Genomic DNA, 26,324 nt, shown 5'->3' with positions numbered 1-26,324 from the left:
TTTTATATAATTTAATTATAAAAAACAAATAATGTAAATGATTAAAACACTGATGGATAAAAGAAGAATAAATATATAATTATTTTTGTGTAATAAAATTAAACAAAATGATTTTTGATTAGCAAATATTTGTAAATTAGCGGCTTTATTAATGTATATGAAAAAGATAACTCTACCTATTTTATTTGCTGTATTCGCAGTATTTCAATCTTCCAGTTTATTTTCTCAGGATAATGAAAGACTTATCAAAGATTATATTTCACAAAATAAGATCAGAGAATATAAAAAGTCAGATTTAACGAACTTCAGTATTGATGTTAAAGATCATTCTGAAAGTATGAATGCGGATGTTATTAAGATACAACAAGTATTTAATGATATTCCGGTATATGGATCTCTTGGATCTGTATTGTTGAAGAACGGGCAAATTATTCTTTTTAATGATAACTTTGAAAAAGATTATCAAAGAGCAGATTCTTCTTCACCTCAACTTTCTAAAGAAAAAGCCTTTGCATTTGCAGCTAAAGGAACAAGTATCGAGGACGCCAGTAAAATAAAGCTTTTAAACTTTTCTGATGCCGATACGAAAGATATGCTATTTGCAAAATCAAGATTAGTATATGCTAAAAAAGATCAGGAACTTATACTCTGTTATGAATTTGTATTTCCTGAAAAGAAATCAGCAAATTATTGGAATGTATTAATAAATGCATCTACAGGAGAAATTGTAGAAAAGAACAACTTAAATGTAAGCTGTAATTTTACAGATCATCCGTACGAACATTCGCATGAAAATAATTCAATAGTATTTCCTTTAGCTAATGATAGCCATAAACAGGTTAGTGCAAATCTTTTTCTTTCTCCGGATAATGCGTCTTATAACATATTTCCATTTCCTATAGAGGCACCAACATTTGGTGCAAGATCTGTGGTTTCAAATCCATGGATTTTAGCTTCTTCGCCAGAAGGATGGCATTCGGATGGTACTACCCATTATACAACTACCAGAGGTAATAACGTTTTTGCGTATCAGGATCTAAATGATGACGATGATTCTTCTGTTGGAGTAACAGTAGATGGTGGTGCAAGCAGAAATTTCAATTTTCCGTATGACCCAAATGCACATGCATTAAATAATAAAGATGCTGCAATCACCAATTTGTTTTATGCAAATAACATGGTCCATGATGTCTTTTATAAATTTGGTCTTAAGGAGAATACAAGAAATTTTCAAAAAAATAATTTTGGATTAGGTGGGGTAGCAAACGATTTTGTAAATGCTGAAGCTCAGGATGGAGCAGCAACACCTGTTACACCTACGGTTTCTAACTATAATAATGCAAATTTTGCAACACCACCAGATGGAAGTAGCGGAAGAATGCAGATGTATTTATGGATTAATAATGCTCAAAAACTATTTTATACTGCTCCTGCTTCTGCTGTTACAAGAACACCTGCTTCTTTTATTGCCCAATTTGGACAACAAATAACTGGGGTGCCTGTAACAGGGACGGTAAAATTATCACCTGTTTTAGATGCCTGTACAGCTCTTCCTGCCGGATCTTTGACTGGATTCATAGGTTTAGCTGAAAGAGGAACCTGTGATTTCAATGTTAAAGTTGAAAACATGCAAAATGCAGGTGCGACTGGAGCTATTATCTATAATGCGGTGAGCTCCGCAGCACCAGGTAATATGGGAGGAGCTAATCCTAATGTTTTTATTCTTTCTGAATTAATTGATAATGCAGAAGGTGAATATATTAAATCTCTATTAGCAAATAATACACCTGTGAATGTTTCAATGAGTTACAATGTGAAACAGGATGGAAGCTTTGATAATGGAGTGATGATCCATGAATATGGACATGGAATCTCCAATCGATTGACTGGAGATGGATATAGCTGCTTAAATGCGATGCCATTTACTGGAAATTTAACGTATTCTAAAGAACAGATGGGTGAGGGCTGGTCGGATTTCTTTGCTTTAATGTTAACAAATAAGCCAGGAGATAACGCATCTGTAGCCAGAGGTATTGGTACATATGTTTCTGGACAGGCTATTACTGGAGCTGGTATCAGGCCAGCAAAATACTCTCCTGATTTCTTAATCAATGATTTCACCTATGGTGATACCAACGGGATGGAATTTAATAACGGTTCTGCTATTGTTCCTGATGTACATTCAATAGGATTTGTATGGGCAACAATGCTTTGGGATCTTAATTGGCAGTATGTTGCTAAATATGGATATTCTTCTGATGTAACTGCGAATACAACTAACGGAAGTTCAAGAGTATTACAGCTTATTACCGATGCATTAAAAATTCAGGCATGTGATCCAACGTTTATCGATGGAAGAAATGCTATACTAGCGGCAGAACAAGCAACTACAGGAGGAGAAGATAAATGTATGATCTGGAAAGTTTTTGCTAAAAGAGGTCTTGGAGTTAATGCAAGTGCAGGAGTTAAGACCAATATCAATGACCAGGTTCAGGATTTTACTACGCCCCCAGAATGTCCTTTATTAGCGACTGATGAGGTGAAATCTGTGAAAAACAACACAATTTCTATTTATCCGAATCCTGCTAAGAATGAATTCTATATCAATTTCCCAAGCAAAACAATGGGTAAATTCAGTGTTGAGATTTATGATATGTCAGGGAAATTAATTTCTTCTGAAGATAAAATTTCTCCGGATGCCAAAAAAGCAATTTCAACAGATAAAATGATCAACGGAACTTATATGGTAAAAGTAAAAGGCTTAGGCTTTGATGCAGTATCTAAAGTAATCGTTAAAAAATAACTATTATAGTTAATGATCAATAAATGAAAATAAAGTAATCGCCTAATAAAGCGGTTACTTTATTTATTTTAATAATCATAAATAGAATCTAAATTTTATTAAGTATACATGAAAAAAATAAGACTACCTCTTATGGTCGCTGCATTTGCAGTTATTCCATCATTACAGTTATTTTCGCAAGAGAATACACAACTTATCAAAGATTATATTTCTCAAAATAAGATCAGGGAGTATAAAAAATCTGATCTTACCAATTTTATTATTGATAATACAGATACTTCAAGATCATTAAATGGGGATGTTGTTAAGTTTCAACAAACTTACAATGGAATTCCTGTATATAGTTCTGTAGGAACAGCACTTATCAAGGATAATAAGATTGTTTATTATACTGATAATTTTGTAAAAAACTACACTCAGTCTTCTTCCAGCTCTGCTCAAATCACAAAGTCTGCTGCTCTTGAAAAAATAGCTGGTGAACTTGGAAATCCTGAGATCTCTTCATTTTCTATTCAAGGTTTTTTTGAGAAAAGCCCAAATAATGTAAAGACAGCAAAACAACGATTGGTATATGCCAATGATGTAAATGGAGATTTACGTTTGGCTTATGAATATATTGTAAGAGAACCGAAATCCTCAAATTACTGGAATATTTTAATAGATGCTCATAACGGAGGTATTATTGAAAAGAATAATTTAACATTATCTTGTAATTTTAAACCCGATTCTTACGCCTCCGATGCATTAGATATTAATAATATTAATCAATGGGTTGGTCCTGAGAATAATACTCAGCAAAATTTTGTTTTAGTGGCTGATCCTGCCAGTTATAATATATTTGCAACACCACTGGAAGCTCCTACCTTCGGATCAAGATCAGTGGTATCCAATCCTTGGATTTTAACTTCTTCACCAGAAGGATGGCATTCGGATGGTACAACACATTACACGAACACCAGAGGTAATAATGTGTACGCATATGAAGATACTGCTCACACAAATACACCAGGATTTTCTCCTGATGGAGGAGCATCAAGAAATTTCAACTTCCCATTTAATTTAAATGGTACTCCAGCTAATAATCAAAGTGCAGCTATTACTAATTTATTCTACATTAGTAACAGAGTGCATGACGTCTTCTATAAATTTGGATTTACCGAATCTGCAAAAAATTTCCAACAAAATAATTTTGGACTAGGTGGATTGGATGATGATTCTGTTTTTGCAGAAGCTCAAGATGGTGGAGGTACTAATAATGCCAATTTTTCAAGCCCGCCGGATAATTATAATCCAGTGATGCAGATGTATCTTTGGTCAGCCACCAACAGACTTTTCTTTTATAATGCTCCAGGCACAGCAGTGCCTCGTCAACCAGCTGTGGGAGTTGCTCAATATGGTTCTGTATTAAATGCTGCCGGAGTTACTGGAAATGTACAATTATCATCTGTATTGGATGGATGTACTGCATTACCAGCAGGTTCGCTTACAGGGAAAATAGGTTTAGTTGAGCGTGGAACCTGTTCTTTTGTAGTTAAAACGAAGAATTTGCAAACTGCAGGAGCAACAGCTGCTATTATTTATAATGGAGCAGCAAATGGAGATATTATAGGAAATATGTCCGGAACTGATGCTACTGTTACTATTCCATCAGTATTAATTACAAATACAGAGGGAGAATACATTAAGGGTCAGCTTTCTGCTGCGGCAACTGTAAATGTAACTTTGAAAAATGATCCGGCAACAACTGTAATTCCAGATGGTAGCTTTGATAATGGAATTGTAACCCATGAATATGGTCACGGAATTTCTAACCGATTAACGGGTGCCGGATATGGATGCTTGAGTTCTTCGGCAGATAAAGAACAGATGGGAGAAGGTTGGTCCGATTTCTTTGCTTTAATGTTAACAAATAAACCAGGAGATAATGCCTTAGTACCAAGAGGAATGGCAACATATGCAGCAGGAGAACCTACAAACGGAGAAGGGATACGTCCTGCAAAATATTCTCCTGATTTCTCCATCAATGATTTTACATATGGAGATACTAACGGTATGGAATATACTAATCAAAATGGGATTATTGTTCCTGATGTACATTCGATAGGATTTGTATGGGCAACAATGCTTTGGGATCTTCACTGGCAATATGTTGCTAAATATGGTTACTCGTCAGATGTTACAGCAAATGCTACCAACGGTAGTTCCAGAGTATTACAGTTAGTTACCAATGCTCTAAAACTTCAGGCATGTAATCCAACGTTTATTGATGGAAGGAATGCAATACTTGCAGCAGAACAAGCGACTACGGGTGGAGAAGACAAATGTATGATCTGGAGGGTCTTTGCGAAAAGAGGTCTTGGAGTAGGTGCAACAGCTGGAAGTAAAACAAATATTAATGACCAGGTTGAAAGTCTGGTTGTTCCAGATGAATGTCCTTTATTAGCAACTGATGAGGTGAAATCTGTAAAAAACAACACGATTTCTATCTATCCTAATCCTGCTAAGAATGAATTCTATATCAATTTCCCAAGCAAAACAATGGGTAAATTCAGTGTTGAGATTTATGATATGTCAGGGAAATTAATTTCTTCTGAGGATAAAATTTCTCCGGAAGCTAAGAAAGCAATTTCAACCGACAGAATGATCAATGGAACTTATATGGTAAAAGTAAAAGGCCTTGGCTTTGATGCTGTTTCTAAAGTGATCGTTAAAAAATAGACTATTTTATTATTTTTTTTATATCACCCCAGGCTTGCTTGGGGTGATTTTATTTATCTATATGAGCTATTACCTTAAGGTGAATTAAATTATTATATTGTAACTTTGCCGGCTGTTAAAAAGATTATGAAGAAGAAAAATTTATTGAAAGGAGTGTTATTTGTCGGTATTGGAGCAAGTGTATACGGTATGTTGGCCACATTTGTTAAAATGTCTTATCAGGAAGGATACACTACATCTGAGGTTACTACATCTCAGTTTATGTTAGGATTGATCGGGCTTTTAATGCTCAATTTCATCCAGACTGTCACCTCAAAATCAAAATTACCATCGCCTACCCGTAAAGAGGTTAAAATGCTTTTGGTAGCGGGTACATCTTTAGGTTGTACAAGTTTATTTTACTATATCGCAGTTCAGTATATCAATGTTTCAATAGCCATTGTATTACTTATGCAGTCTGTATGGTTCAGTGTTGTTGTAGAAAGTTTTTTGACCAAAAAATTTCCTAATGCAAGAAAAGTAATAGCTACAATCATTGTTCTATTGGGAACCGTATTAGCAACCAATCTTATCAATGTCGATATAGAGCTAGACTGGCATGGTGTCTTTTGGGGATTAATGGCAGCCTCATCATATACATTAACGATGTTTACATCAAATACGCTGGCGACTCATTTACCTGTTCTCAGAAAAAGTATGATTATGCTTACGGGAGGTTCTATTGTGGTTCTGGCATTTTTATTCTTTGCTCAGATTGGGCCACTTTATTTTGATGGATTAAGATCAGTTTATTTAAACTTCACTGAAAACACGCAACATATCCATTCATTTGACTATTCTATATTTTGGACCTACGGATTTATTCTTGCCGTGTTTGGAACTATTATTCCACCTATTTTATTTAATATGGGATTTCCGAATACAGGATTGGGATTGGGAAGTATTATTTCTTCATTAGAGCTTCCGGTATCCGTAACCATGGCTTATGTTTTATTGGGTGAAAAAGTAATTTTGGTTCAGTGGGCAGGAATTGCACTCATTCTTTTTGCTATTGTCTTGATGAATTTACCAGCCAAAAAGGAATTGAAAGTGGCTGAACAATTATCTTAAGCTTATAATTAAAATAAAAAAATAAAAAACCGTTTCTTTTGGAACGGTTTTTTTAATTTTAATACACAAATAAGATTTCATGATGTATTTTAAAAATGTAATCACGCTTATGCTGTTTTTGATAGCACCAACTTTAGTATTTTCCCAGTTGAAGCCCTTGGATGGAATGCTTACTAATTATCAGTATCCCTATGAAGTTCATTTTGTTGATTTGAATTCTCAGAATCAGAATTTGAAAATGGCTTATATGGATGTACAGCCAAAAAATCCCAATGGAAAGATCATTATGCTTCTTCATGGGAAAAATTTTAATGGAGCTTATTGGGAACAGACTGCAAAAGATCTTTCAGATAAAGGGTTTAGAATAATTATTCCTGACCAGATCGGATTTGGAAAATCTTCAAAGCCCAAAAGTTATCAGTTTTCTTTTGCACAGCTCGCTGTCAATACAAAGGCTATTTTGGATGGACTTAAGATTAATAAACTAATTGTTCTGGGGCATTCTATGGGTGGAATGGTTGCAACGAGATTTACACTGATGTATCCTGAAGTAGTAGAGAAGTTAATTCTTGAAAATCCTATAGGTCTTGAGGATTATAAAGTTTTGGCAAAATATCAGACAATCGATGCAGCTTACCAGTCTGAATTGAAAAATACTTATCAAAGCTATAAAGACTATCAGTTGAAGTTTTATTACGATAACCAATGGAAACCTGAATATGATAAATGGCTGGATCTGTTAGCAGGCTGGACATTAAGTAAAGATTATCCTTCAGTCGCATGGAATGCAGCATTAACCACCGATATTGTATTCAACCAACCCGTAGTATATGAATTTAAAAATATTAAAGTGCCCACGCTATTAATTATAGGAACAAGAGATCGAACGGCAATAGGAAAGGACAGAGCTCCCAAAGAAGTTCAGGCAAAAATGGGACAGTATCAGGAATTAGGAAAGAAAACCCAACGTGAAATTATAGGATCAAAATTGGTTGAACTTGATAATGTAGGACACCTTCCTCATATTGAAGTGTATCCAAAGTTTTTTGATGCTTTGTATAACTTTATTAAATGAGAATAAAAATAAGGTTGTTTCGAATTTAACAGTCATTATTTCTAAATCTTACATTTTTTAAAGATATGAATAAATAAAAAGAGGCTTTCTAAATTTAGAAAGCCTCTTTTTGTATGTATTGTTGTCTGAATTATTTCTTTTTGTAAGCAGCGTCTTTGATTCTAGCTTTCTTACCTCTAAGATCTCTGAAGTAATAAATTCTAGATCTTCTAACTCTACCTTTTCTGTCAACTTCAATTTTTTGAAGAGCTGGCATATTGATAGGAAATACTCTTTCTACACCTACATCACCACTCATTTTTCTGATAGTGAAAGTTTTTGTAGAACCTGTACCTCTTAATTGGATAACTGTTCCTTTGAAGAACTGAGTTCTTGTTTTTTGTCCTTCTTTAATTTCGTAATACACTGTAATTGTATCACCTGCTTTGAATTCCGGGAATTCTTTTTTTGCAATGTACTTCTCTTGTACGTACTTTAATAAATCCATTATTAATGATAATATAATGTTAAGGCTAAGCAACTTACACGTTTTTCGTCAGAGGTTGAATAACAGGTTGCAAATGTACAAAATTACTTTTATATAATCCAAATAATTTTATATTATGAAACAAGATATTTTCAGTGGGTTTCCGGTCTAAAACTTAACACAGCGTTTACTTTCCCATGAGCCTGAGTTTACATAGGAAATCTACTTTTGCAAAAAAGTAAAAATAACGGGATATTTCTTTTCAGATTTATCGGAATACAGTAATAACCCATTCAACACCACCTAAAATTAATCCATTATGAGAATTTGTTTATTTCTTCTTTGTTTTGTCGTCCAGATGGCATTTGGACAGGCATTATTTCCCTATTTACAAAATCCGACACCCAATTCAATGATCGTCAATTGGAAAACCGGATCGAACAGTGAAACGACAGTGCTTTATGGTACTTCATCAACAAATTTAAATGTTACCGTAACCGGAACGACCAATATTTTTTCAGATACAGGTTATAATAACAATTATTTTTATCACACCGCTAAGATTACCAGCCTGCAACCTAATACCAAGTATTATTATAAAATAAAAACGGGTACAAGTGAATCTGCGATATATAATTTCAGAACCCTTCCTTTACCAGGACAAGCTACTACTGCAGATGGTAAAATACGCTTCCTGATTATGGGAGATAACCAGATCAAAGCAGAACCAAGATATGATACCCTTACCTTAAATGCATTTAAAAAATTAAAGCAAAAGTTTGGTGCGAACTCAGATCCCTCAGATAATGTGGCTCTTACTTTTATGGTAGGAGATCAGGTAGACGTCGGGACGTTAGATCATTATGAGAATGTTCATTTTAAAAAGAATATTAAACTATCACCATACCTTCCTATTCAGACAACAGTCGGAAATCATGAAACATATGGAACATTAGGGATGAATTCTTACTATGCTCACTTTTATATTGATGAAATTAAATACAATAATATAAGCTCAGGAAATGAAAATTATTATGCTCAGCAAGCTGGAAATGTATTATTTGTAAGTTTAAGCTCTGAACATACGGGTGCAGCACAACAAACGTGGTTGCAACAAATTTTAACAGAAGCCAATAATGACCCTAATATAGATTGGATTATTTCTCTAAGTCACAGACCCTATCAGGCAGAACAATATGTAGGTGATATTTCAACATGGGTGCGAAACAATGCAGTTCCTCTTTTAACTTCATCAAGCAAATATTTAATGCATGTTGGAGCGCATCATCATTTGTATCACAGAGGACAGTTAAAAGATACTCCGAATTATCAGATTATTTCAGGTGGAACTGCCTGGGATCAGTATTGGGGAATGTCTACAGAACAGGATTTTGATGATGTTCAGAAAACACTAACAGACTGGACCTATCAGATCGTAGAAGTAGATGTAACCAATGGTAAAGTAGATGTAGAATGCTATTCTATTGGTGGTGTTTATACTAAGAAATATAATGAACTTGTAGATTCTTTTCACAGATATAAAAATCAGCCGAAACCAACAAAACCAAGTATCACCAATACTTTTTCAGGTCCTATAACATTACCACTAACCCTAAACGGAAGTGCTTTTGCATCACCTAATGGCGAACTTTTAAATACCACACAGTTTCTAATCAGTAAAGCAGCAGATTTTTCTGTCATTGAAAAAGAATTTTATCGTGATTATGAAAACTGGTTTGGAAAAGATGGAACACCGGATAAGGCTAAGAACCTTAATGCGGGAGTGGATATTACAAAAGTTACTTTCCCTGCCAATTCAATTTCTAATGGAATTTATTATGTAAAAGCCCGTTACAGAGATAGAAATTTAGAATGGAGTGACTGGAGTGATGTAAAACAATTCCAAGTTTCTGGAAGTGTAGTTTCAAATCCTACATTTACTTTAAATGCCACAGAATACCTGCAAAATACTCCAATTATCGCTACCTATACTGGTGGACCTGGAAATCAAACAGATTGGGTCGGAATTTATAAAAAAGGGCAGGTTCCTGCTACTGTAACTTCTCAGACATACCTTTATACCAATGGTCAAACTGCAGGAACTGCGACTTTCAATAATGGATTAGCTGTAAAAGGGCAATATTTTGCTGGATTTTTTGCTAATGATGGGTATACCGAAATTACACCGAGGAAAAATTTCTATGTTGGACCAAAAGTAGTATTACAGGCAACAGCAGATACTTATCCTGTAGGCGGAACTGTGAAAATTAACTTCACGAACGGACCAAATTTAGTAAAAGACTGGATTGGGATTTACAAAATGGGACAAAGCCCGGGAACTAATACTTCAGCAACTTATCAATATGTAACAACTGCTGCAGGAAGCCTTAACTTTACAGGACTTCCAAAAGGATATTATTTTGCACAGTATTTCCTTGAAGATGGGTACACCGCGATTGGTGAGAAAGTTTTCTTTAAAGTAGGAGATATTGTCACCGAATTATGGATCAATAAACCTGTTTATACTTTAGGGGAAAATATTACTGCTTCATGGACCGATTCTCCGGGAATCATCAAAGATTGGTTGGGAATCTATCCTCAGAGTGTTCAGACACCAGACGACAACTTTGTTTCCTATACCTATTTTGACGGAATAACTCAGGGAACAAAAACATTAAGCGGTGCAGCATTACCTACAACTCCCGGAAATTATTATATGGTTATGTTTACCAATGATTCTTATACTGAAGTTTCAAACAGAAAGCAATTTCAGGTTACTTCATCAACTTTAGGAACTGATGATGTGCAAAAAAGCACTGAAAAAAATGTAGTATTATATCCAAATCCTACAAAACCAGGTGAACCTACATTTATTAAGAGTGATTATCCAATTGATAAGATTGAATTATTATCCGCAACAGGCGATTTATTGTATGAATCTAAAAACGTACATAATCAGCGTTTCTCTTTAGTGAATGAAAACCTTCCAAAAGGAGTGTATTTTGTGAAAGTTCACACCAGAAAACTATTTACATTAAAACTTATTATACAATAATAGTTCTATTACACTAATAAAAACCGCCACTTAAATTTTAAGTGGCGGTTTTTTATTTTTCTGAAACTCTTATTTAAAAGACTATTTATATTTAAAAAATATTATACAATAAATTATCTTCCGATATACCGGTCTGGGGGCTATAATTTGTTTCATCCTGTTCCGAATCGGCTAAAATTTTCGAATCCTGAGTAAGTTTTCCATTGGAATCATAAATCTTTAATAATATCCATTTTCCACTGCGTTCTATTTCTTTTGTGCCAGAATCTATTTTAAATTTAATCTTTCCACTTTGAAGAATTCCATTTTTTACAACAGCTTTGTTGGCCGGTTTACCATTGATATATTGTGCAATTTGTGCCGTAAAAAGATAGCTTTCATCCACTGGTTGATTATAAACGTAAAGAATAGCTCCCTTATCATTATAAACAGTTGCTTCATATGTGTTTTTATCAGCGTTTAATTTCTTTTCGTATTGCAGTTTAGTTCCTTCAAAAAATGTCTTCGAATGCACTAAAACCCCATCTTTATAAAGTTGTTCATTATGGTCATCATATGAAGTGCCATTATAAGGCAGATCGTTTTTGTAGGTAATATTGGATTTTAAAGTGCCACTATCATTATAGTATTTCATTTCCTGTACAGAATCATCTTTAAGAATTTTCTCTGAGTATAACTTTCCATTATCACTAAAGCTTTTATTTAATACAAGTGACCCGTTTTTATAAACATCAATGGTAGAAATTTGCAAATAATCATAAGTAAATTGATAATCTTCACCTTCGTAAGGTGTAAGATATTCAGCTTCTGTATTTGATTTATATACTAAATTTCCTATTTTTTTTCCGGATTCATCGTAGGTTGTTTTGTATCCGTCTTTTTTGTTTTTTTTCTCTTCTTGTAAAAGATTTCCATTTTTGCCAAATACAGTACTCTCAATTACATTTCCATTTTTATATTTTTCAATTTTAGAAACCCGCATTGGATTATAATAATATTCTACAACAGTACCACTATTGGTTGTGGATGAAGAATAGCTGTTACTACCAAGTGATTTACCTTTATCCCCGTAGTATTTAGTTTCAGAATCTCCATTTTTCTCAATGCTCGTCTCATATCTGATTCCTTTGATGTCTTCATCGTAAATTATTGTTTTATATACTTCAGGACTTTCATATATGGTTAGAGAATTAAAATAAGATGAATTTTCAACATCTTTGTAAGCGTAGCTCTTTCCCTTATAGCCGCCATCTGAATTATAGGTGAAATCCTCAAGTATTCTTCCTTTCTCATCAAATGATTGAGCTGGACCCAATTGTTTTCCTTTAGAAAAAGTGGTAGAATTGATTACTTTTCCTTCTTTTGTATACCAGGTCACTTTTCCTTCATATACTTCATTTTGTGGAGTTATATCTGAAGCTAAGCCTTCCATTTGAAGAGTTCCGTTTTTGTAATAATCTTTTATTAAGGTAAACTTACCTTTTGGTTCAGTTTCCCGATAATATTCCATTTTATTTTGAGTGGTCTTTTCCCAGTTTTCATCAAAATAGATTTTCTCTTGTGAATAGACCTTTATTGTAAATAGTAGCGCTAATAGCGTTAGGGTAAATAATTTTTTCATGTATACATTAATTTTTGTAAAGGTGAAGTTTAAAAATTGATCTCGATGAATTTCTTCATCTTAAGTCATATATTCTTTGGAATTAAATAAGAAGATATTTTTATCTGTGATTAGATATAGAGTAGGAGAAACGGCTAAGCTGCAGTTAGGTATTTTTTTTCTCATGGAATTAATTTGTGTTTGCTAAATAATTAATATACTAACTATATTAACAGGTCTGAATATGTGGTAAATAATTTTCACCAAATATAGACCAATTTTAGAAAAAAAATAAGGAAAAAGTTCTGGTTATTGGCTTTCTAAAAAATATTTAATCCTTTGTAGATTTTAGTGCCCATGCTATCAATGGAGCCTGCATGAAAAGCCTTGCCAATCTCTGACTATCTGTATTAAGACCAAAAGAATCCCTTCTGTTCCTATATTGAGCAATATTTCCGGGAAGAACGGCCACAAAGAATCCAGCGAGAACTTTTCCCATTGTTTTCCTATACTTTTGAGGAGTCACAATCGCTGCTGTTCCTAAAAGGATTTCTGCGATTCCTGAATATACTACAGTATCATCTTTTTTTAAAGGAACCCACTCCGGAACCTGAGCCTGAAATTCCTTTCTCGCAAACGTAAGGTGACCTATTCCTGCTGAGATGAGAAATGCACCAAGTGCTACCCTTGATATATCTTTTGTTTCCATAATACTGTTTTTTTGAGGCGCTTGTCAGTTGAACCTTATAATTACTTATTGTATTAGTTCCAAAATCTAGACCATTAAAAAAAGTAAATAATTTTTTAATATGTAATCTTAATATACTCAGTTAGATAGGATTGTCGTTATAAGACCTGGACGGAACTTTTTTTTGTACCTAAAGAAAATTTGGTCTGCAAATTGTCGCATTAATTCTAATTACCGGATTTTATGATGTTAATTATAAATGTTTTTTCTGCTTAAAATAAAATGATTTTAAAAAGAAAAAAATAAAATAGTTTGATATTCAATATTTGGATTGATAAAAACGTTCAATTTTAAATTTGATATAATGAAGCCAAAAAAAATTCCTGGAATACCACTACAAAAAGAAGGCGGATTTCATGACACTGAAAGTCAAAAGTATTATAATGATGCCGTATTGGCAGCAGAAAAGTTTAGTATTTTAAAAGAAAGATTCTTCTCGGTCAATCAATGGCAACAATTTAGCGGAGAAAATACATCAGATTTTAAACTTTTTGATTCCAACAGAAAGCCTCTCGACCGTTCTCCTGAAATAGGAGATTTTATTAGGATTAATATACCTGGTCCCGGTGAAGCAGAAGCAAAAGGATATGATTGGGTAGAAATTGTTAATATATTTCATCAGGTTGCTGATGAGTTTGAGAGTTTTTTAGTAACCTGCAGCCCATCGAAAATCCCTGGGAATGACCAAAATGATCATGTTGCACATTTTTACAGTGATAAAGCGACATCAACTTTTCTTATTTCAAGAAATGGCAAAGAACTGACGGCTGCGATATATGGACGGAATGAATCTCCAAATTATAATGCTGCATTCGTTGATAAACTTAGAAATATGATGGTTGGTTTAGGAGGAATGGTGGGAATATCAAAAATCCAATGGAAAGCACTTTCAGACGGATTACTTGATTTTGAATAATGTAAAGTAAGATCTGCCTACTGAATCTGATCTCTATAAAAAAGTATGTAAACTGATTTTTAAATCCTGTTTTTTCGAATATGAACTTTTATAAGTTCAAATAAAAATCCAGACTACCACAGTTACGAGAAAAATTATTAAATTTAGCCAACAGAAAATCTAATATTTAATGATTGATAAAAGAGTAAAAAATGCACAGGAAGCCATTGAAGGTATTCAGGATGGAATGACTTTAATGTTAGGTGGATTCGGTCTTTGTGGTATTCCTGAAAACTCCATTAATGCATTGGTAGAAAGCGATGTAAAAGACTTGACATGTATTTCCAATAATGCAGGAGTTGATGATTTTGGATTAGGATTACTGCTTCATAAAAGACAAATTAAAAAAATGATTTCTTCCTATGTTGGAGAAAATGCAGAGTTCGAAAGACAGATGCTTTCCGGAGAATTAGATGTTGAACTTACTCCTCAGGGAACGCTTGCTGAAAAATGCAGAGCAGCTCAGGCTGGAATTCCTGCTTTCTATACTCCTGCAGGATATGGAACAGAGATCGCTGAGGGTAAAGAAGTAAAAGATTTCGATGGTAAGCCTCATATTTTAGAACATGCCTATAAAGCTGATTATTCTATTGTAAAAGCCTGGAAAGGAGATTATGCCGGAAATTTAATTTTCAAAGGATCTGCAAGAAACTTTAATCATCCAATGGCGGGCGCTGCAAAAATTACAATTGCTGAAGTGGAAGAATTAGTAGAAGATGGAGAATTGGATCCTAATCAGATACATATTCCCGGAATTATGATTCAGAGAATTTTCCAGGGTGAAAAATTCGAAAAGAGAATTGAACAAAGAACTGTTAGACAAAAAGAATAATTTCTTTTGAAAAACAACATTTAAAATAAAAACAAAGCGCTGAATAATTTATTCAGCGCTTTGTTTATTCTTCCGAAATAAGCATTTTTCTTTCTCCGATTTGTTGTCGCCACATGGCATAATACAATCCTTTTTCGGCAATTAGATTATCATGAGATCCCATTTCTATGACTTGTCCGCGTTCAAGTACATAAATTCGGTCTGCATGCATAATAGTGCTTAAACGATGGGCGATAAGAACTGTAATTTGTTCCTTTTCCTTTGAAATATTTTTTATGGTGGATGTTATTTCTTCTTCAGTAATACTGTCCAAAGCTGAAGTCGCCTCATCAAAAATCAATAAATGGGGCTTTCTTAAAAGTGCCCGAGCGATAGCGATTCTTTGTTTTTCCCCACCACTCAATTTCAGCCCTCCTTCACCAATAACCGTTTCAATACCTTTTTCTGCTCTTTCTAATAATGCAGTACAACTTGATTTCTGTAAAGCGATTTCCAAATCCACTTCTGTAGCTTTAGGATTTACAAAAAGAAGATTTTCTTTGATCGTTCCTGCAAAAAGCTGAGTATCCTGGGTTACAAAACCAATTTGATTTCTCAATTCATCAAAGTCAAATTCTTTTCCATTAATTGTATTGTAAAAAATATTTCCTTCCTGTGGCCTGTAAAGCCCAACCAGTAATTTTACCAATGTACTTTTCCCTGAACCACTAGGTCCTACAAAAGCAATGGTTTCTCCATTTTTCACATCAAAAGAGATATTATTTAAGGCTTTATACTGTGCCGACTGATGTTTGAAGGAAACATGTTTAAATTCTAATTCTTCAATAGCACCAATTTGTTTTGGATGAAGTGGTTTTTCTTCCACCTCTTTTTTCATTAAACGATCAAAGTTATTAAGAGATGCTTCTGCCTCACGATAAGAAATGATAATATTCCCAATTTCCTGCATCGGTCCGAAAATAAAAAAACCATAAAACATCAGAGACAGGTATTGTCCGGGAGTAACAATATTTTTGAAAATTAATAATAACAGGGTCAGGGTAATCATCTGTTGAAGAAAATTGACCATCGTTCCCTGGATGAAACTTAAAGAACGGATACTTTTAACCTTTCTAAGCTCAAGTCCAAGAATCTTATACGTATTATTATTTAAACGGATAACTTCTTGATTGGTTAGTCCTAAACTTTTAACAATTTCTATATTTCTTAAACTTTCTGTAGTACTTCCAGCTAAAGCCGTTGTTTCTGAAACAATATTTTTCTGAATGTTTTTTATCCTTTTGCTCAATAAATTGGTGATAAAAGCAATCAGGAAAATTCCACAGATATACACAGGCATAATCGACCAATGTAAACGAATAGCATACACGGAAACGAAAATAATACTGACTAATATTCCGAAGAATATATTAATGAAACTGGTGATGAATTTCACCGTATCCTCTCGTACTTTCGTTAAGATCGATAAGGTTTCACCACTTCTTTGGTCCTCAAATTCCTGGTAGGGTAATGCCATTGAATGCTTTAGACCATCAGTGAATATTTTCGCACCAAACTTTTGGGTAATAACGCTTACCGCATAATCTTGAAATGCTTTGGCAATTCGGCTTATCATTGCTGTTCCGATAAGCAATGTTAAAAAATAAAACGCCCCGTGGTAAATTCCATTTCCATATAAATATTGATTCAGATTTCTGGGAATGAGTTTTTCCTTATCAAAAAAATTAGGATGGGTAACCAGCTGATCAAGGATATTACCGGTAATTGCCGGTGCAAATAAAGAAAAAACCTGATTAATGGTGGCCAGTAACAAAGAAAGGGCAATCAACCATTTGTAAGGTTTAAGATATCTTAAGAGTATTTTCATTCGATTAAATAATCCTGCAAAATTAAAGATATTATTTTGACTTATGATGTTAATAATTTGGAATAATAAAGACCTTTTGTATTCAATTGAAAATATTTAAATTGCAGTCTAAGTTTTTATTATGCTCACAAAAGAACAAATTGCTAAAAGAATTTCAAAAGAACTGAAAGACCGCTACTATGTAAACCTGGGAATAGGGATTCCTACTCTGGTTGCCAACTACGTTCCAGATGGTATAGACGTAGAGTTTCAGAGTGAAAATGGAGTTCTCGGAATGGGACCTTTCCCTTTTGAAGGCGAAGAAGATGCCGATATTATTAATGCCGGAAAACAGACGATTACGATATTGCCAGGAGGATCATTCTTCGATTCTGCTTTCAGTTTTGGAATGATCAGAGGTCAGAAAGTAGATCTAACCATTCTTGGAGCGATGGAAGTTTCTGAAAATGGAGATATTGCCAACTGGAAAATTCCTGGAAAAATGGTGAAGGGAATGGGTGGTGCAATGGACTTAGTAGCTTCTGCTGAAAATATCATCGTTGCAATGATGCACGTAAACAAAGCAGGAGAAAGTAAAATTCTAAAGAAATGTACGCTTCCATTAACAGGTGTAAACTGCGTGAAAAGAGTAGTGACAGAATTAGCAGTACTGGATGTCACTCCTGCAGGTTTTAAGCTCGTTGAAAGAGCACCAGGAATTTCAGTAGAACATATTATCAAATCTACAGAAGCAGATCTTATCATTGAAGGGGATATTCCTGAAATGCAATTCTAAATAAAAAATAAAGGCTGTTACAATTTCTGAAACAGCCTTTTTTATATATATAATTGTAATTTTAAAATCTAAGATCATTTTCCATCCTGAGCTCCGAAAACCTTCTGCAATATACTTGTCGTTCTCATAGCCGGAGTATTTCTTATTCCACTTTCTTTTTCTGCCACCATTTTGAATACGCCATTAATAGTTTCTGTGGTAACATATTCGTTAAGATCAGTAGTTACAGACTGTCCAGTAAACATATTGTATTTTGAAATAAGATTTTTCCAAACCGTATCAGCTCCTACTTTTCCTAAAGAAGCCTGTACTTTTGGCTGGAAAGCGGTAAACAGTTGGCTTTGGGTTTTAGTCTGCAAATAATTGGTTGCTGCATTATTGGAACCTAATAAAATATTTTTAGCATCCGTAATGGTCATGGAAGTAATGGCATTCGTGAAAATAGGAGCGGCTTCTGTTACCGCATCTTCAGCAGCTCTGTTTAATAATTTTACCCCCTCATCTGCTAGTTTACCCATTCCTAAAGAACGTAACGTAGTGTCGACTTTCCGTAATTTTTCAGGCATTAAAATTTTTACAGCCTCATTTTTTAAAAATCCATCAGTTAAAGCCAGTTTTTTTACACCATCAGTTACTCCAAGACTTAAAGCTTCCTTTAATCCAGATGAGATCTGTGATGAGGTAAGATTGTTCAGATTAATAGAGGACGATCTATTGGGAGATGAGGTAGATATGGCAGTCGTATTGGATGTAGTGGTATTTTTTGTTTTACCGGGATTATTTAGATCAACTCCCGTTTTATCCTTAACAGTAGATTTTATAATGTCTAAAAGTTGGGCTTGAGATGAAACTGAAAATAATAATCCAGCAGCCAGAAAAATAGTTTTTCTCATTGTATTTTTTTGCAAATTTAGATGTTTTATTATTTAATAAGTTAAAATGAGCAAAAGAGTTTTAGAAAATAATTATCTTAGCTAAAACCTTAATCATACTTAAATGCGACGTTTTCTATTTATATTTTCTGCTATTTTTTCCACTGTTTTTCATGCTCAGAAGAAACCAAATTTAATTCCTTATCCACAAAGTGTAAATATGCAGGCCGGGAAGTTTGAAATTCCAGAAACACTAATACTGAATGATAAACTTCCGAAAGAAGAAACAGAATATTTAAAAAAACGTCTAGGTTCCCAGGTTAAATTTAAATCCAGTAGCAGTACAGAAAAAGTTCATGTGATGCATTTGCTGTTTCCACAGCCAAAAATCCCAATTAATGCTGAAGCAGATAAAGAAAAGTATTCTATTTACATTTCTCCCAAAAGAATTTTGATAAGTTCCTATACCAAGCAGGGGTATTTTCTTGCACTTCAAACGTTGATTCAGTTGTTTGAAGAGCATAGGGAAGACAAGCAAATTCCTGCTATGGAAATTAATGATTCTCCAAAATTTGCATGGCGTGGAATGCATCTGGATGTTTGTCGTCATTTTTTTACCGTGGATGAAGTGAAACAGTATATCGATTATCTGGCGATGTATAAGCTGAATACTTTTCACTGGCATTTAACTGATGACCAGGGATGGAGAATTGAGATCAAAAAATATCCAAAGCTTACCGAAATAGGTTCTAAAAGAAAAGAATCGATGATCGGAGCTTATGTTGATAATACATTTGACGGAAAACCATATGGCCCCTATTTTTATACCCAGGAGCAGATTAAGGAAGTGGTTAAATATGCTGAACAAAGACATATCACTATTGTTCCCGAAATTGAAATGCCGGGTCATGCTTTAGCTGCACTTTCAGCTTATCCAGAATTAGCTTGTACAAAAGGACCTTTTGAAGCTGCTACGAAATGGGGTGTTTTTGATGATGTATTTTGTCCAAAAGAAGAAACTTTTACATTTTTGGAAAACGTTTTGGACGAGGTTATGCAACTTTTTCCATCTCAGTATATCCATATTGGTGGCGACGAGTGCCCGAAGACCAGATGGAAAGAATGTGCACATTGTCAGGAATTAATAAAGAAAAATAACCTGAAAGACGAACATGGTTTACAAAGTTATTTTATTCAGACCATTGAAAAATATGTGAACAGCAAAGGAAGAAAAATAATTGGCTGGGACGAAATTTTAGAAGGTGGATTAGCTCCAAATGCAGCCGTAATGAGTTGGACAGGGGTAAATGGAGGAATTGAAGCGGCGAAATCCAAACATTTTGCCGTGATGACTCCCGGAGCTTTCTGCTATTTTGACCATTATCAGGGAGATCCACAATCGGAGCCAAATGCTTTTGGTGGATTTACTCCTTTAGATAAAGTGTATTCCTATGATCCTATCCCTTCGGAATTAAATGCTGAGCAGGCAAAATACATTTTGGGGGTTCAAGCTAATTTATGGACTGAATATATTCTCGATTTTAAACAGGTGCAGTATATGATTTTTCCAAGGTTAATGGCACTCTCAGAAGTTGCTTGGGGAACAGCGGATTCTAAAAATTATAAAGATTTTGAAAACAGGGTCATACAGCAGTTTAAGGTTTTAGATAAAATGAAGGTGAATTATGCTAAAAGCATTTATAATATTTCAGGAAAAGTAATTCCTGCAGTGAATGGTGTTGCTTATGAATTGTCAACTTCTCAAAATTCCAATGGAATAAAATACACAACGGATGGAACGGATCCGACAATAAACTCTCAATCTTATCAGGAGGTTATTCCTGTATCTAAGGCCATGACAGTGAAGTCTGCCTATTTTGAAGAAGGTCAACTAAAAAGTGCTGTTTCCACACAACAGTTTACCCCTTCCAAAACGACAGGAAAGAACATTAGCCTGGAACAACAGCCAAGTGAAAATTACTCTTTTGGAGGCGCTTTCACTTTAGTGGACGGGATTATTGGAAATCAAAAGCAGTTAGGGAAAACGTGGTTAGGATTTAATGGAAAAGATGTTGTAGCAGTTATTGACTTAGGACAGAAAACACAGTTTTCAGAAATCTATTTCAATACTCTGGAGAATAAGGGAAGTTGGATTCATCTTGCTAAATCAACACAGATTTTTGTTTCCGATGACAACACTAATTTTAAAATGATCAAAGAAATTGGAAAAGAAGAAATTCAGAACTCAAAAGGAAAAGTAAGATTGAATATAGGAAATCAGAACTCAAAATATATTAAAATTAAAATAGAAAATGCAGGAATTATACCAGCCGGAAATCCGGGAGCTGATTCTAAAGCTTGGCTTTTCGTAGATGAAATAGGAGCTTTATAATTATAAATAGTAAAAATATTCCTGCAACCTAATACCAGAAAAAAATGAACTCAAGAAGAAAATTTTTAAAAAATACAGCACTTGCTTCTTCAGCATTATTAATGAATCCTTTGGATTTAATAGCTAAAGAGCTTCCTGAAAATAATAAAATCATCAATAAACCCATTGTACTTTCTACATGGAACTTTGGTTTAAAAGCCAATGAAGAAGCATGGACAATTCTTGGTAAAAACGGAAGAGCATTAGATGCTGTTGAAAAAGGAGTACGTTTGGTAGAGTTGGATCCTACGGAGAGAAGCGTAGGTTATGGTGGACGTCCCGACAGAGATGGAAGAGTAACACTAGATGCCTGTATTATGGATGAAAATTATAATATCGGATCTGTTGCCTGTATAGAAAATGTTAAAAATCCGATTTCTGTAGCAAGAGCGGTTATGGAAAAAACACCCCATGTTATGTTGGTGGGAGATGGTGCCCTTCAATTTGCCTTATCACAGGGTTTTAAAAAAGAAAATCTATTGACCCCAGAGTCTGAAAAAGAGTGGAAAGAATGGCTGAAAAGCAGCAAGTATCAGCCGGTTGTCAACATTGAAAATCATGATACGATAGGAATGATCGCATTAGATGCACAGGGAAATCTTTCCGGAGCATGTACAACTAGTGGAATGGCTTTTAAAATGCATGGAAGAGTAGGAGATTCTCCAATTATCGGTGCCGGTTTATTCGTAGATAATGAAGTAGGCGCCGCAACAGCTACGGGGCATGGAGAAGAAGTGATCAGAACAGTGGGAACGCATCTGGTAGTAGAACTAATGAGACAAGGGAGAAATCCCCAGCAAGCCTGTAAAGAAGCAGTAGAAAGAATTGTAAAGATTGCACAAAGAAGAAACAAAAACCTAAAAGATATTCAGGTGGGTTTTATAGCTTTAAATAAAAACGGGGAATATGGATCTTATTGTATCCAGGATGGATTTAATTTTGCGGTTCATGATCAAAAAGGAAACCGATTGGAAACTCCTGAATTTGCATTAAAAAAGTAATTAAAAATCAATAGAATAAATTAATTTCATTTTTGGAATTACAAGAATGAAATTAGTTTTAGCTAAAATATAAACAGTAGAATTTAAGAATGTCAAAGATAGAAATAGCCTGCTTTAACCCACAGTCTGCAATAATTGCTTTTGAAAATGGCGCAGACAGAATAGAATTTTGTGATGGATTAAGTGAAGGTGGTACAACACCAAGTTTTGAAACAACAAAAGAACTCAGAGAAAAAATAAACATTCCGGTTTTTGTAATGATTCGTCCTCGTGGGGGAGATTTTACCTATTCTGAAGCAGAATTTGAACAGATGAAGAACGAGTTGACCCAATTGAAATCATTAAATGTTGATGGCTTTGTTTTCGGAATTTTAGATGAAAATGATGAGGTTAATGTTGAGCAAAATAAAATTTTGGTTCAATTAGCTCAACCTCTTCCATGTACTTTTCATCGTGCTTTTGACAGAGCAAAAGGATTGGAGGATTCTTTGGAAAAAGTAATTGATTGTGGTTTTAAAACCATTCTTACTTCTGGACAAAAGCCTAATGTTTCTGAAGGCAAAGAAAACCTTAAAACATTAGTTGAGCTGTCTGATGGGAGAATAGAAATTCTCATTGGCGGAGGGCTAAGATCAACTAATATTCAGGATATCAGGGAATTTACCAGTGCTGGATACTTTCATTCTTCAGCTATTACTGATGGTGGACAATTTGCGAATGCAGATGAAGTAGTTGCTTTGAAGAATAAGTAGTTTCAAGTTATTAATATACTCAACATTTATTATTAATGACTGTTTTTTTTCATTCAGAATGAAGCGGAATGAAAGAATCTCAACATAGCTAAATAGAGATTCTTTCGTTCCTCTGAACGATGGATGAGATTGAATATTTTTTAAACGCAAAGATTTAATATTATACTTTATTGTTTTAAGGAGCAAAGCATTGCGACAAAGTCGCTGATTAAGCTGCTGCATATAACATTCGCTTCATCAAATCAATTTTAATTGATTAAAAACTTTGCTAATTTACGATGTGAAGGAAAAAAAATAAAACTTTGCGTTAAAAAATAAAGTAAACACAAAACACAAATGAATGACAGAAAATGAATTGTCCTATAAAATTATAGGTGCAGCGTTAGAAGTTCATAAAAATATAGGAGTTGGACTACTAGAGAATGCTTATGAGACTGCATTGGCTTATGAATTAACAAAGATGGGCTTACATTACATGTAGAGAAACAAATTTCCTTGCCATTAAGATACAAGGAAGTAATGATTGAAAATTCGTATAGAATTGATATCATGGTTAATAATAAGGTAATTGAAGTAAAGTCGGTGCTAGAAATGAATCCTATATTTTATTCGCAAGTATTGACTTATTTAAAACTGACAAATATTAAACTTGGATTACTGATTAATTTTAATTGTCCTCTTATCAAAGATGGAATCCATAGAATTGTAAATAAACTTATTAATGAATAAAACGTTCCTTTTTATTTTTCTATTTATCCAAAATCTTCTTTTTGCACAGTTTTCAGAGCGCAGTTTGTCCTCTGAAAAATGGCAGTTTAAAAATTCAAAAGAACAAAAATGGCTTCCTGCAAAAGTGCCAGGAACGGTTCATTTGGATCTCATGAATAATCAATTGATTCCGGATCCTTACAAGGATGAAAATGAGAAGAAATCTCAATGGATAGAAAATGAAGATTGGGATTATCAGACCCATTTTAATATATCATCTGAAGAATTAGAAAATCAAAATATAGATCTTGTTTTTGAAGGATTAGATACTTTTTCTGAAATTTACCTTAACGGAAAACTCCTCAAGAAAACAGATAATATGTTCAGGAAATGGGAATTTCTTGTGAAGCAATATGTAAAAATGGGCGACAATCTTCTGCAGATTAAATTCAGATCGGCAGTAAATGTAGGAAAAGAACTGGCAAAAAAGGTTCCTTTTATGATGCCCGAAAGCCCAAGAAGTTTTGTGAGAAAAGCTCAATATCAATTCGGATGGGATTGGGGTCCTAGATTAGTGACAGCAGGAATTTGGAAAGATGTAAAACTGAGCTTCTGGAATAATGCTAAACTTGAAAATGTAAAATTTGAACAAAAAGGCCTAACCAAACAAATGGCTGATTTAAATTTTCATTTTGAAATCTTTGCTGATAATGAAGGCATCTATGAAATTTCGATTGATAATAAAAAAAATCAACTCCAATTAAAGAAGGGAAGCAATAATGTAGATATTCCTTTTACAATAGAGAATCCCAAATTATGGCAGCCAAATGGATGGGGAGATCCTAATTTGTATACGGTTAAAGTTTCCTTACAAAAAGATTCAAAAATTATTTCAAATGAGGATTTGAGAATCGGATTGAGAACGATAGAATTTATTCAGGAAAAAGATGGAAAAGGAAAGTCTTTTTATTTTAAAGTAAATGGACATCCATTATACATAAAAGGAACCAACTGGATTCCGGCAGACAGCTTTTCACCAAGAATTACCAAGGGGAAATATCAGCAATTGATCAAAGATTCTAAAGAAGCAAATATGAATATGATTCGTATCTGGGGAGGTGGGATTTATGAAGATGATGAATTCTATAGAGCCTGTGATGAAAATGGAATCCTGGTATGGCAGGATTTTATGTTTGCTGGCAGCTTTTATCCAGCTGATGAGGACTTTTTGAATAACGTAAAAGAAGAAGTAAGAGGTCAGGTTAATCGATTACAAAATCATCCTTCTATTGCTTTATGGTGTGGGAATAATGAGGTAGATGAGGCTATTGTTAACTGGGAATATCAGAAGCAATTTAAATATTCAAAAGAAGATTCCCTACAGGTTTGGAAAGATTATAAAAAGGTTTTCCATGAAGTAATTCCAAATACTTTAAAAGAGAATTTAGCTGCTGATAAAAATATCTATTGGCCAAGTTCACCATCCATTGGTTGGGGTCATAAAGAAAGTTTAACAGAAGGTGATTCTCATTATTGGGGTGTTTGGTGGGGTGAGCAGCCTTTCGAAATATATAATGAAAAAGTAGGTCGCTTTATGTCGGAATATGGTTTCCAGGGAATGCCAAGTCTGGAAACGACTGAATCTATGTTTTCTGGAGATCCTGATCTAAGCTTGCAAAGTCCTACGATAAAAGCTCACGAAAAACATGGAAGAGGTTGGGAGATCATTAACAAATATATGGAGCGCGATTATCCTGTTCCAACTGATTTTGTAAAATATAATTATGTTTCTCAATTGCTACAGGCTCGAGGAATGCAAATTGCAATTGAAGCCCACCGTCGTGCAAAACCCTATAATATGGGAACTTTATACTGGCAGCTAAACGATTGCTGGCCCGTTGTTTCATGGTCTTCCATTGATTACCTGGGAAATTGGAAAGCTTTGCACTATCAAATAAAAAGAAGTTTTGAACAGCAGGTTTTATTGACTGAAGAAAAAGAAGGGACTTTGAATTTGTATGCTATCAATGATAATCAGAATGTATTTAGGAATCTGACTGTTGAAATAAAGGTTGTTAAGTTTAATGGAGAAGTGATCGGGACAGTGAGTTCTGAAGAAAAAACGCTGAATGAAATTGTAAAATTTGATCCAGTAAAAATAGATCGTTTAATTTCTGATTCATCTAAAAATGAAGTCTTTTTAAAGTTGACCTTAAAAGGCGAGAATGCTAAAATAGTAGCTGAAAATAATTTCTTTTTTGGAAAACCTAAAGATTTAAAGCTGACTAAACCCAATATTACAATCAGGAAAATTTCACCAACTGAAATTGAAGTCTCTACTGATGTTCTGGCAAAAGATGTTTATTTATTAGGGGATATTCATTTTAGTGATAACTTTTTTGACTTACTTCCAAAAAGCTCAAAACGGATTAAACTATCAAAATCTTTAGAAAAAGTTGAGGTAATGAGCTTGTGGAACACAGTTAATCGCTGATTAAATCTAAACAGTCCTATATGTTAAATCAATTAAATCCGATAAAACATAAAGATCTGCGT

Annotated in this window: 19 protein-coding genes; 14 read left to right on the top strand and 5 right to left on the bottom strand. The window is 34.0% G+C overall.

Going from position 1 to position 26,324, the window contains the following annotated elements; all coding sequences use genetic code 11:
* The first annotated feature begins 157 nt into the window (after window positions 1–157).
* From AC3WRL_RS02220 to AC3WRL_RS02205, 4 genes are all read left to right on the top strand, one after another.
* A complete protein-coding gene (locus AC3WRL_RS02220; RefSeq protein ID WP_492329628.1) occupies window positions 158–2,803 on the top strand; it encodes a T9SS-dependent M36 family metallopeptidase in 2,646 nt (881 codons plus the stop codon).
* A 108-nt stretch (window positions 2,804–2,911) separates the two neighbouring features.
* Entirely contained in the window at window positions 2,912–5,521 is a 2,610-nt protein-coding gene (locus AC3WRL_RS02215) for a T9SS-dependent M36 family metallopeptidase (RefSeq protein WP_492329627.1), read from the top strand.
* Window positions 5,522–5,647: 126 nt separating this feature from the next.
* Window positions 5,648–6,631, top strand: coding sequence for an EamA family transporter (locus tag AC3WRL_RS02210; RefSeq protein ID WP_261511388.1), 984 nt, complete (start codon window positions 5,648–5,650; stop codon window positions 6,629–6,631).
* A gap of 79 nt (window positions 6,632–6,710) precedes the next feature.
* Window positions 6,711–7,706, top strand: coding sequence for an alpha/beta fold hydrolase (locus AC3WRL_RS02205; protein WP_214826302.1), 996 nt, complete (start codon window positions 6,711–6,713; stop codon window positions 7,704–7,706).
* Between the two features lie 130 nt (window positions 7,707–7,836).
* Here the strand turns inward: AC3WRL_RS02205 and rplS are convergent, their stop codons facing one another.
* Window positions 7,837–8,193: a 50S ribosomal protein L19 gene (rplS, locus tag AC3WRL_RS02200; RefSeq protein ID WP_214826301.1), complete on the bottom strand. Its 357-nt coding sequence runs from the start codon at window positions 8,191–8,193 to the stop codon at window positions 7,837–7,839.
* Between the two features lie 298 nt (window positions 8,194–8,491).
* On the opposite strand from rplS, the gene AC3WRL_RS02195 reads away from it, so the two are divergent.
* Window positions 8,492–11,227, top strand: coding sequence for a fibronectin type III domain-containing protein (locus AC3WRL_RS02195; protein ID WP_214826300.1), 2,736 nt, complete (start codon window positions 8,492–8,494; stop codon window positions 11,225–11,227).
* A gap of 91 nt (window positions 11,228–11,318) precedes the next feature.
* On the opposite strand, the gene AC3WRL_RS02190 is transcribed toward AC3WRL_RS02195, so the two are convergent.
* Window positions 11,319–12,848, bottom strand: a complete 1,530-nt coding sequence (locus AC3WRL_RS02190; RefSeq protein WP_261511391.1) for a membrane-binding protein — start codon at window positions 12,846–12,848, stop codon at window positions 11,319–11,321.
* 310 nt (window positions 12,849–13,158) lie between these two features.
* Entirely contained in the window at window positions 13,159–13,536 is a 378-nt protein-coding gene (locus AC3WRL_RS02185; RefSeq protein WP_492329626.1) for a DoxX family protein, read from the bottom strand.
* Window positions 13,537–13,879: 343 nt separating this feature from the next.
* Here AC3WRL_RS02185 and AC3WRL_RS02180 point away from each other — a divergent pair, with 343 nt between their 5' ends.
* On the top strand, window positions 13,880–14,491 hold the full coding sequence (locus AC3WRL_RS02180; protein ID WP_261511393.1) for a hypothetical protein: 612 nt from the start codon (window positions 13,880–13,882) through the stop codon (window positions 14,489–14,491).
* Between the two features lie 169 nt (window positions 14,492–14,660).
* Entirely contained in the window at window positions 14,661–15,362 is a 702-nt protein-coding gene (locus tag AC3WRL_RS02175; protein ID WP_214826294.1) for a CoA transferase subunit A, read from the top strand.
* Between the two features lie 64 nt (window positions 15,363–15,426).
* On the opposite strand, the gene AC3WRL_RS02170 is transcribed toward AC3WRL_RS02175, so the two are convergent.
* A complete protein-coding gene (locus AC3WRL_RS02170) occupies window positions 15,427–17,229 on the bottom strand; it encodes an ABC transporter ATP-binding protein (RefSeq protein WP_214826292.1) in 1,803 nt (600 codons plus the stop codon).
* Between the two features lie 121 nt (window positions 17,230–17,350).
* Between AC3WRL_RS02170 and AC3WRL_RS02165 the strand changes: the two genes are divergently transcribed.
* On the top strand, window positions 17,351–18,004 hold the full coding sequence (locus AC3WRL_RS02165; RefSeq protein ID WP_214826290.1) for a CoA transferase subunit B: 654 nt from the start codon (window positions 17,351–17,353) through the stop codon (window positions 18,002–18,004).
* A gap of 74 nt (window positions 18,005–18,078) precedes the next feature.
* Here AC3WRL_RS02165 and AC3WRL_RS02160 read toward each other — a convergent pair whose 3' ends face one another.
* Complete coding sequence (locus AC3WRL_RS02160; protein ID WP_214826288.1) at window positions 18,079–18,897, bottom strand: DUF4197 domain-containing protein; 819 nt, start codon at window positions 18,895–18,897, stop codon at window positions 18,079–18,081.
* Window positions 18,898–19,000: 103 nt separating this feature from the next.
* Between AC3WRL_RS02160 and AC3WRL_RS02155 the strand changes: the two genes are divergently transcribed.
* From AC3WRL_RS02155 to AC3WRL_RS02130, 6 genes are all read left to right on the top strand, one after another.
* Complete coding sequence (locus AC3WRL_RS02155; RefSeq protein WP_261511394.1) at window positions 19,001–21,268, top strand: glycoside hydrolase family 20 protein; 2,268 nt, start codon at window positions 19,001–19,003, stop codon at window positions 21,266–21,268.
* 44 nt (window positions 21,269–21,312) lie between these two features.
* Entirely contained in the window at window positions 21,313–22,308 is a 996-nt protein-coding gene (locus AC3WRL_RS02150) for an isoaspartyl peptidase/L-asparaginase family protein (protein WP_261511395.1), read from the top strand.
* 89 nt (window positions 22,309–22,397) lie between these two features.
* Window positions 22,398–23,060: a copper homeostasis protein CutC gene (locus AC3WRL_RS02145; RefSeq protein WP_261511396.1), complete on the top strand. Its 663-nt coding sequence runs from the start codon at window positions 22,398–22,400 to the stop codon at window positions 23,058–23,060.
* A 340-nt stretch (window positions 23,061–23,400) separates the two neighbouring features.
* Window positions 23,401–23,541, top strand: coding sequence for a GxxExxY protein (locus AC3WRL_RS02140; RefSeq protein ID WP_315941742.1), 141 nt, complete (start codon window positions 23,401–23,403; stop codon window positions 23,539–23,541).
* A 38-nt stretch (window positions 23,542–23,579) separates the two neighbouring features.
* Window positions 23,580–23,789 (top strand): GxxExxY protein, encoded by a 210-nt coding sequence (locus tag AC3WRL_RS02135; RefSeq protein WP_315941743.1) that lies wholly within the window; start codon window positions 23,580–23,582, stop codon window positions 23,787–23,789.
* Entirely contained in the window at window positions 23,782–26,262 is a 2,481-nt protein-coding gene (locus tag AC3WRL_RS02130) for a beta-mannosidase (protein ID WP_492329625.1), read from the top strand. Before AC3WRL_RS02135 ends, AC3WRL_RS02130 begins: the two co-directional genes overlap by 8 nt.
* Window positions 26,263–26,324: the final 62 nt, after the last annotated feature.

Source organism: Chryseobacterium sp. FW101-FHT12H09 (assembly GCF_058790395.1).
Note: the sequence above shows the minus strand (reverse complement) of the source record. Positions and strands in the feature narration are given on the sequence as shown.

Coding starts and splice junctions, on each gene's coding strand:
- AC3WRL_RS02160 (WP_214826288.1), bottom strand. CDS start 18,897: ATGAGAAAAACTATTTTTCTGGCTGCTGGATTATTATTTTCAGTTTCA.
- AC3WRL_RS02155 (WP_261511394.1), top strand. CDS start 19,001: ATGCGACGTTTTCTATTTATATTTTCTGCTATTTTTTCCACTGTTTTT.
- AC3WRL_RS02215 (WP_492329627.1), top strand. CDS start 2,912: ATGAAAAAAATAAGACTACCTCTTATGGTCGCTGCATTTGCAGTTATT.
- AC3WRL_RS02140 (WP_315941742.1), top strand. CDS start 23,401: ATGACAGAAAATGAATTGTCCTATAAAATTATAGGTGCAGCGTTAGAA.
- AC3WRL_RS02220 (WP_492329628.1), top strand. CDS start 158: ATGAAAAAGATAACTCTACCTATTTTATTTGCTGTATTCGCAGTATTT.
- AC3WRL_RS02130 (WP_492329625.1), top strand. CDS start 23,782: ATGAATAAAACGTTCCTTTTTATTTTTCTATTTATCCAAAATCTTCTT.
- AC3WRL_RS02175 (WP_214826294.1), top strand. CDS start 14,661: ATGATTGATAAAAGAGTAAAAAATGCACAGGAAGCCATTGAAGGTATT.
- AC3WRL_RS02185 (WP_492329626.1), bottom strand. CDS start 13,536: ATGGAAACAAAAGATATATCAAGGGTAGCACTTGGTGCATTTCTCATC.
- AC3WRL_RS02210 (WP_261511388.1), top strand. CDS start 5,648: ATGAAGAAGAAAAATTTATTGAAAGGAGTGTTATTTGTCGGTATTGGA.
- AC3WRL_RS02205 (WP_214826302.1), top strand. CDS start 6,711: ATGATGTATTTTAAAAATGTAATCACGCTTATGCTGTTTTTGATAGCA.
- AC3WRL_RS02190 (WP_261511391.1), bottom strand. CDS start 12,848: ATGAAAAAATTATTTACCCTAACGCTATTAGCGCTACTATTTACAATA.
- AC3WRL_RS02165 (WP_214826290.1), top strand. CDS start 17,351: ATGCTCACAAAAGAACAAATTGCTAAAAGAATTTCAAAAGAACTGAAA.
- AC3WRL_RS02145 (WP_261511396.1), top strand. CDS start 22,398: ATGTCAAAGATAGAAATAGCCTGCTTTAACCCACAGTCTGCAATAATT.
- AC3WRL_RS02180 (WP_261511393.1), top strand. CDS start 13,880: ATGAAGCCAAAAAAAATTCCTGGAATACCACTACAAAAAGAAGGCGGA.
- AC3WRL_RS02150 (WP_261511395.1), top strand. CDS start 21,313: ATGAACTCAAGAAGAAAATTTTTAAAAAATACAGCACTTGCTTCTTCA.
- AC3WRL_RS02195 (WP_214826300.1), top strand. CDS start 8,492: ATGAGAATTTGTTTATTTCTTCTTTGTTTTGTCGTCCAGATGGCATTT.
- rplS (WP_214826301.1), bottom strand. CDS start 8,193: ATGGATTTATTAAAGTACGTACAAGAGAAGTACATTGCAAAAAAAGAA.
- AC3WRL_RS02135 (WP_315941743.1), top strand. CDS start 23,580: ATGATTGAAAATTCGTATAGAATTGATATCATGGTTAATAATAAGGTA.
- AC3WRL_RS02170 (WP_214826292.1), bottom strand. CDS start 17,229: ATGAAAATACTCTTAAGATATCTTAAACCTTACAAATGGTTGATTGCC.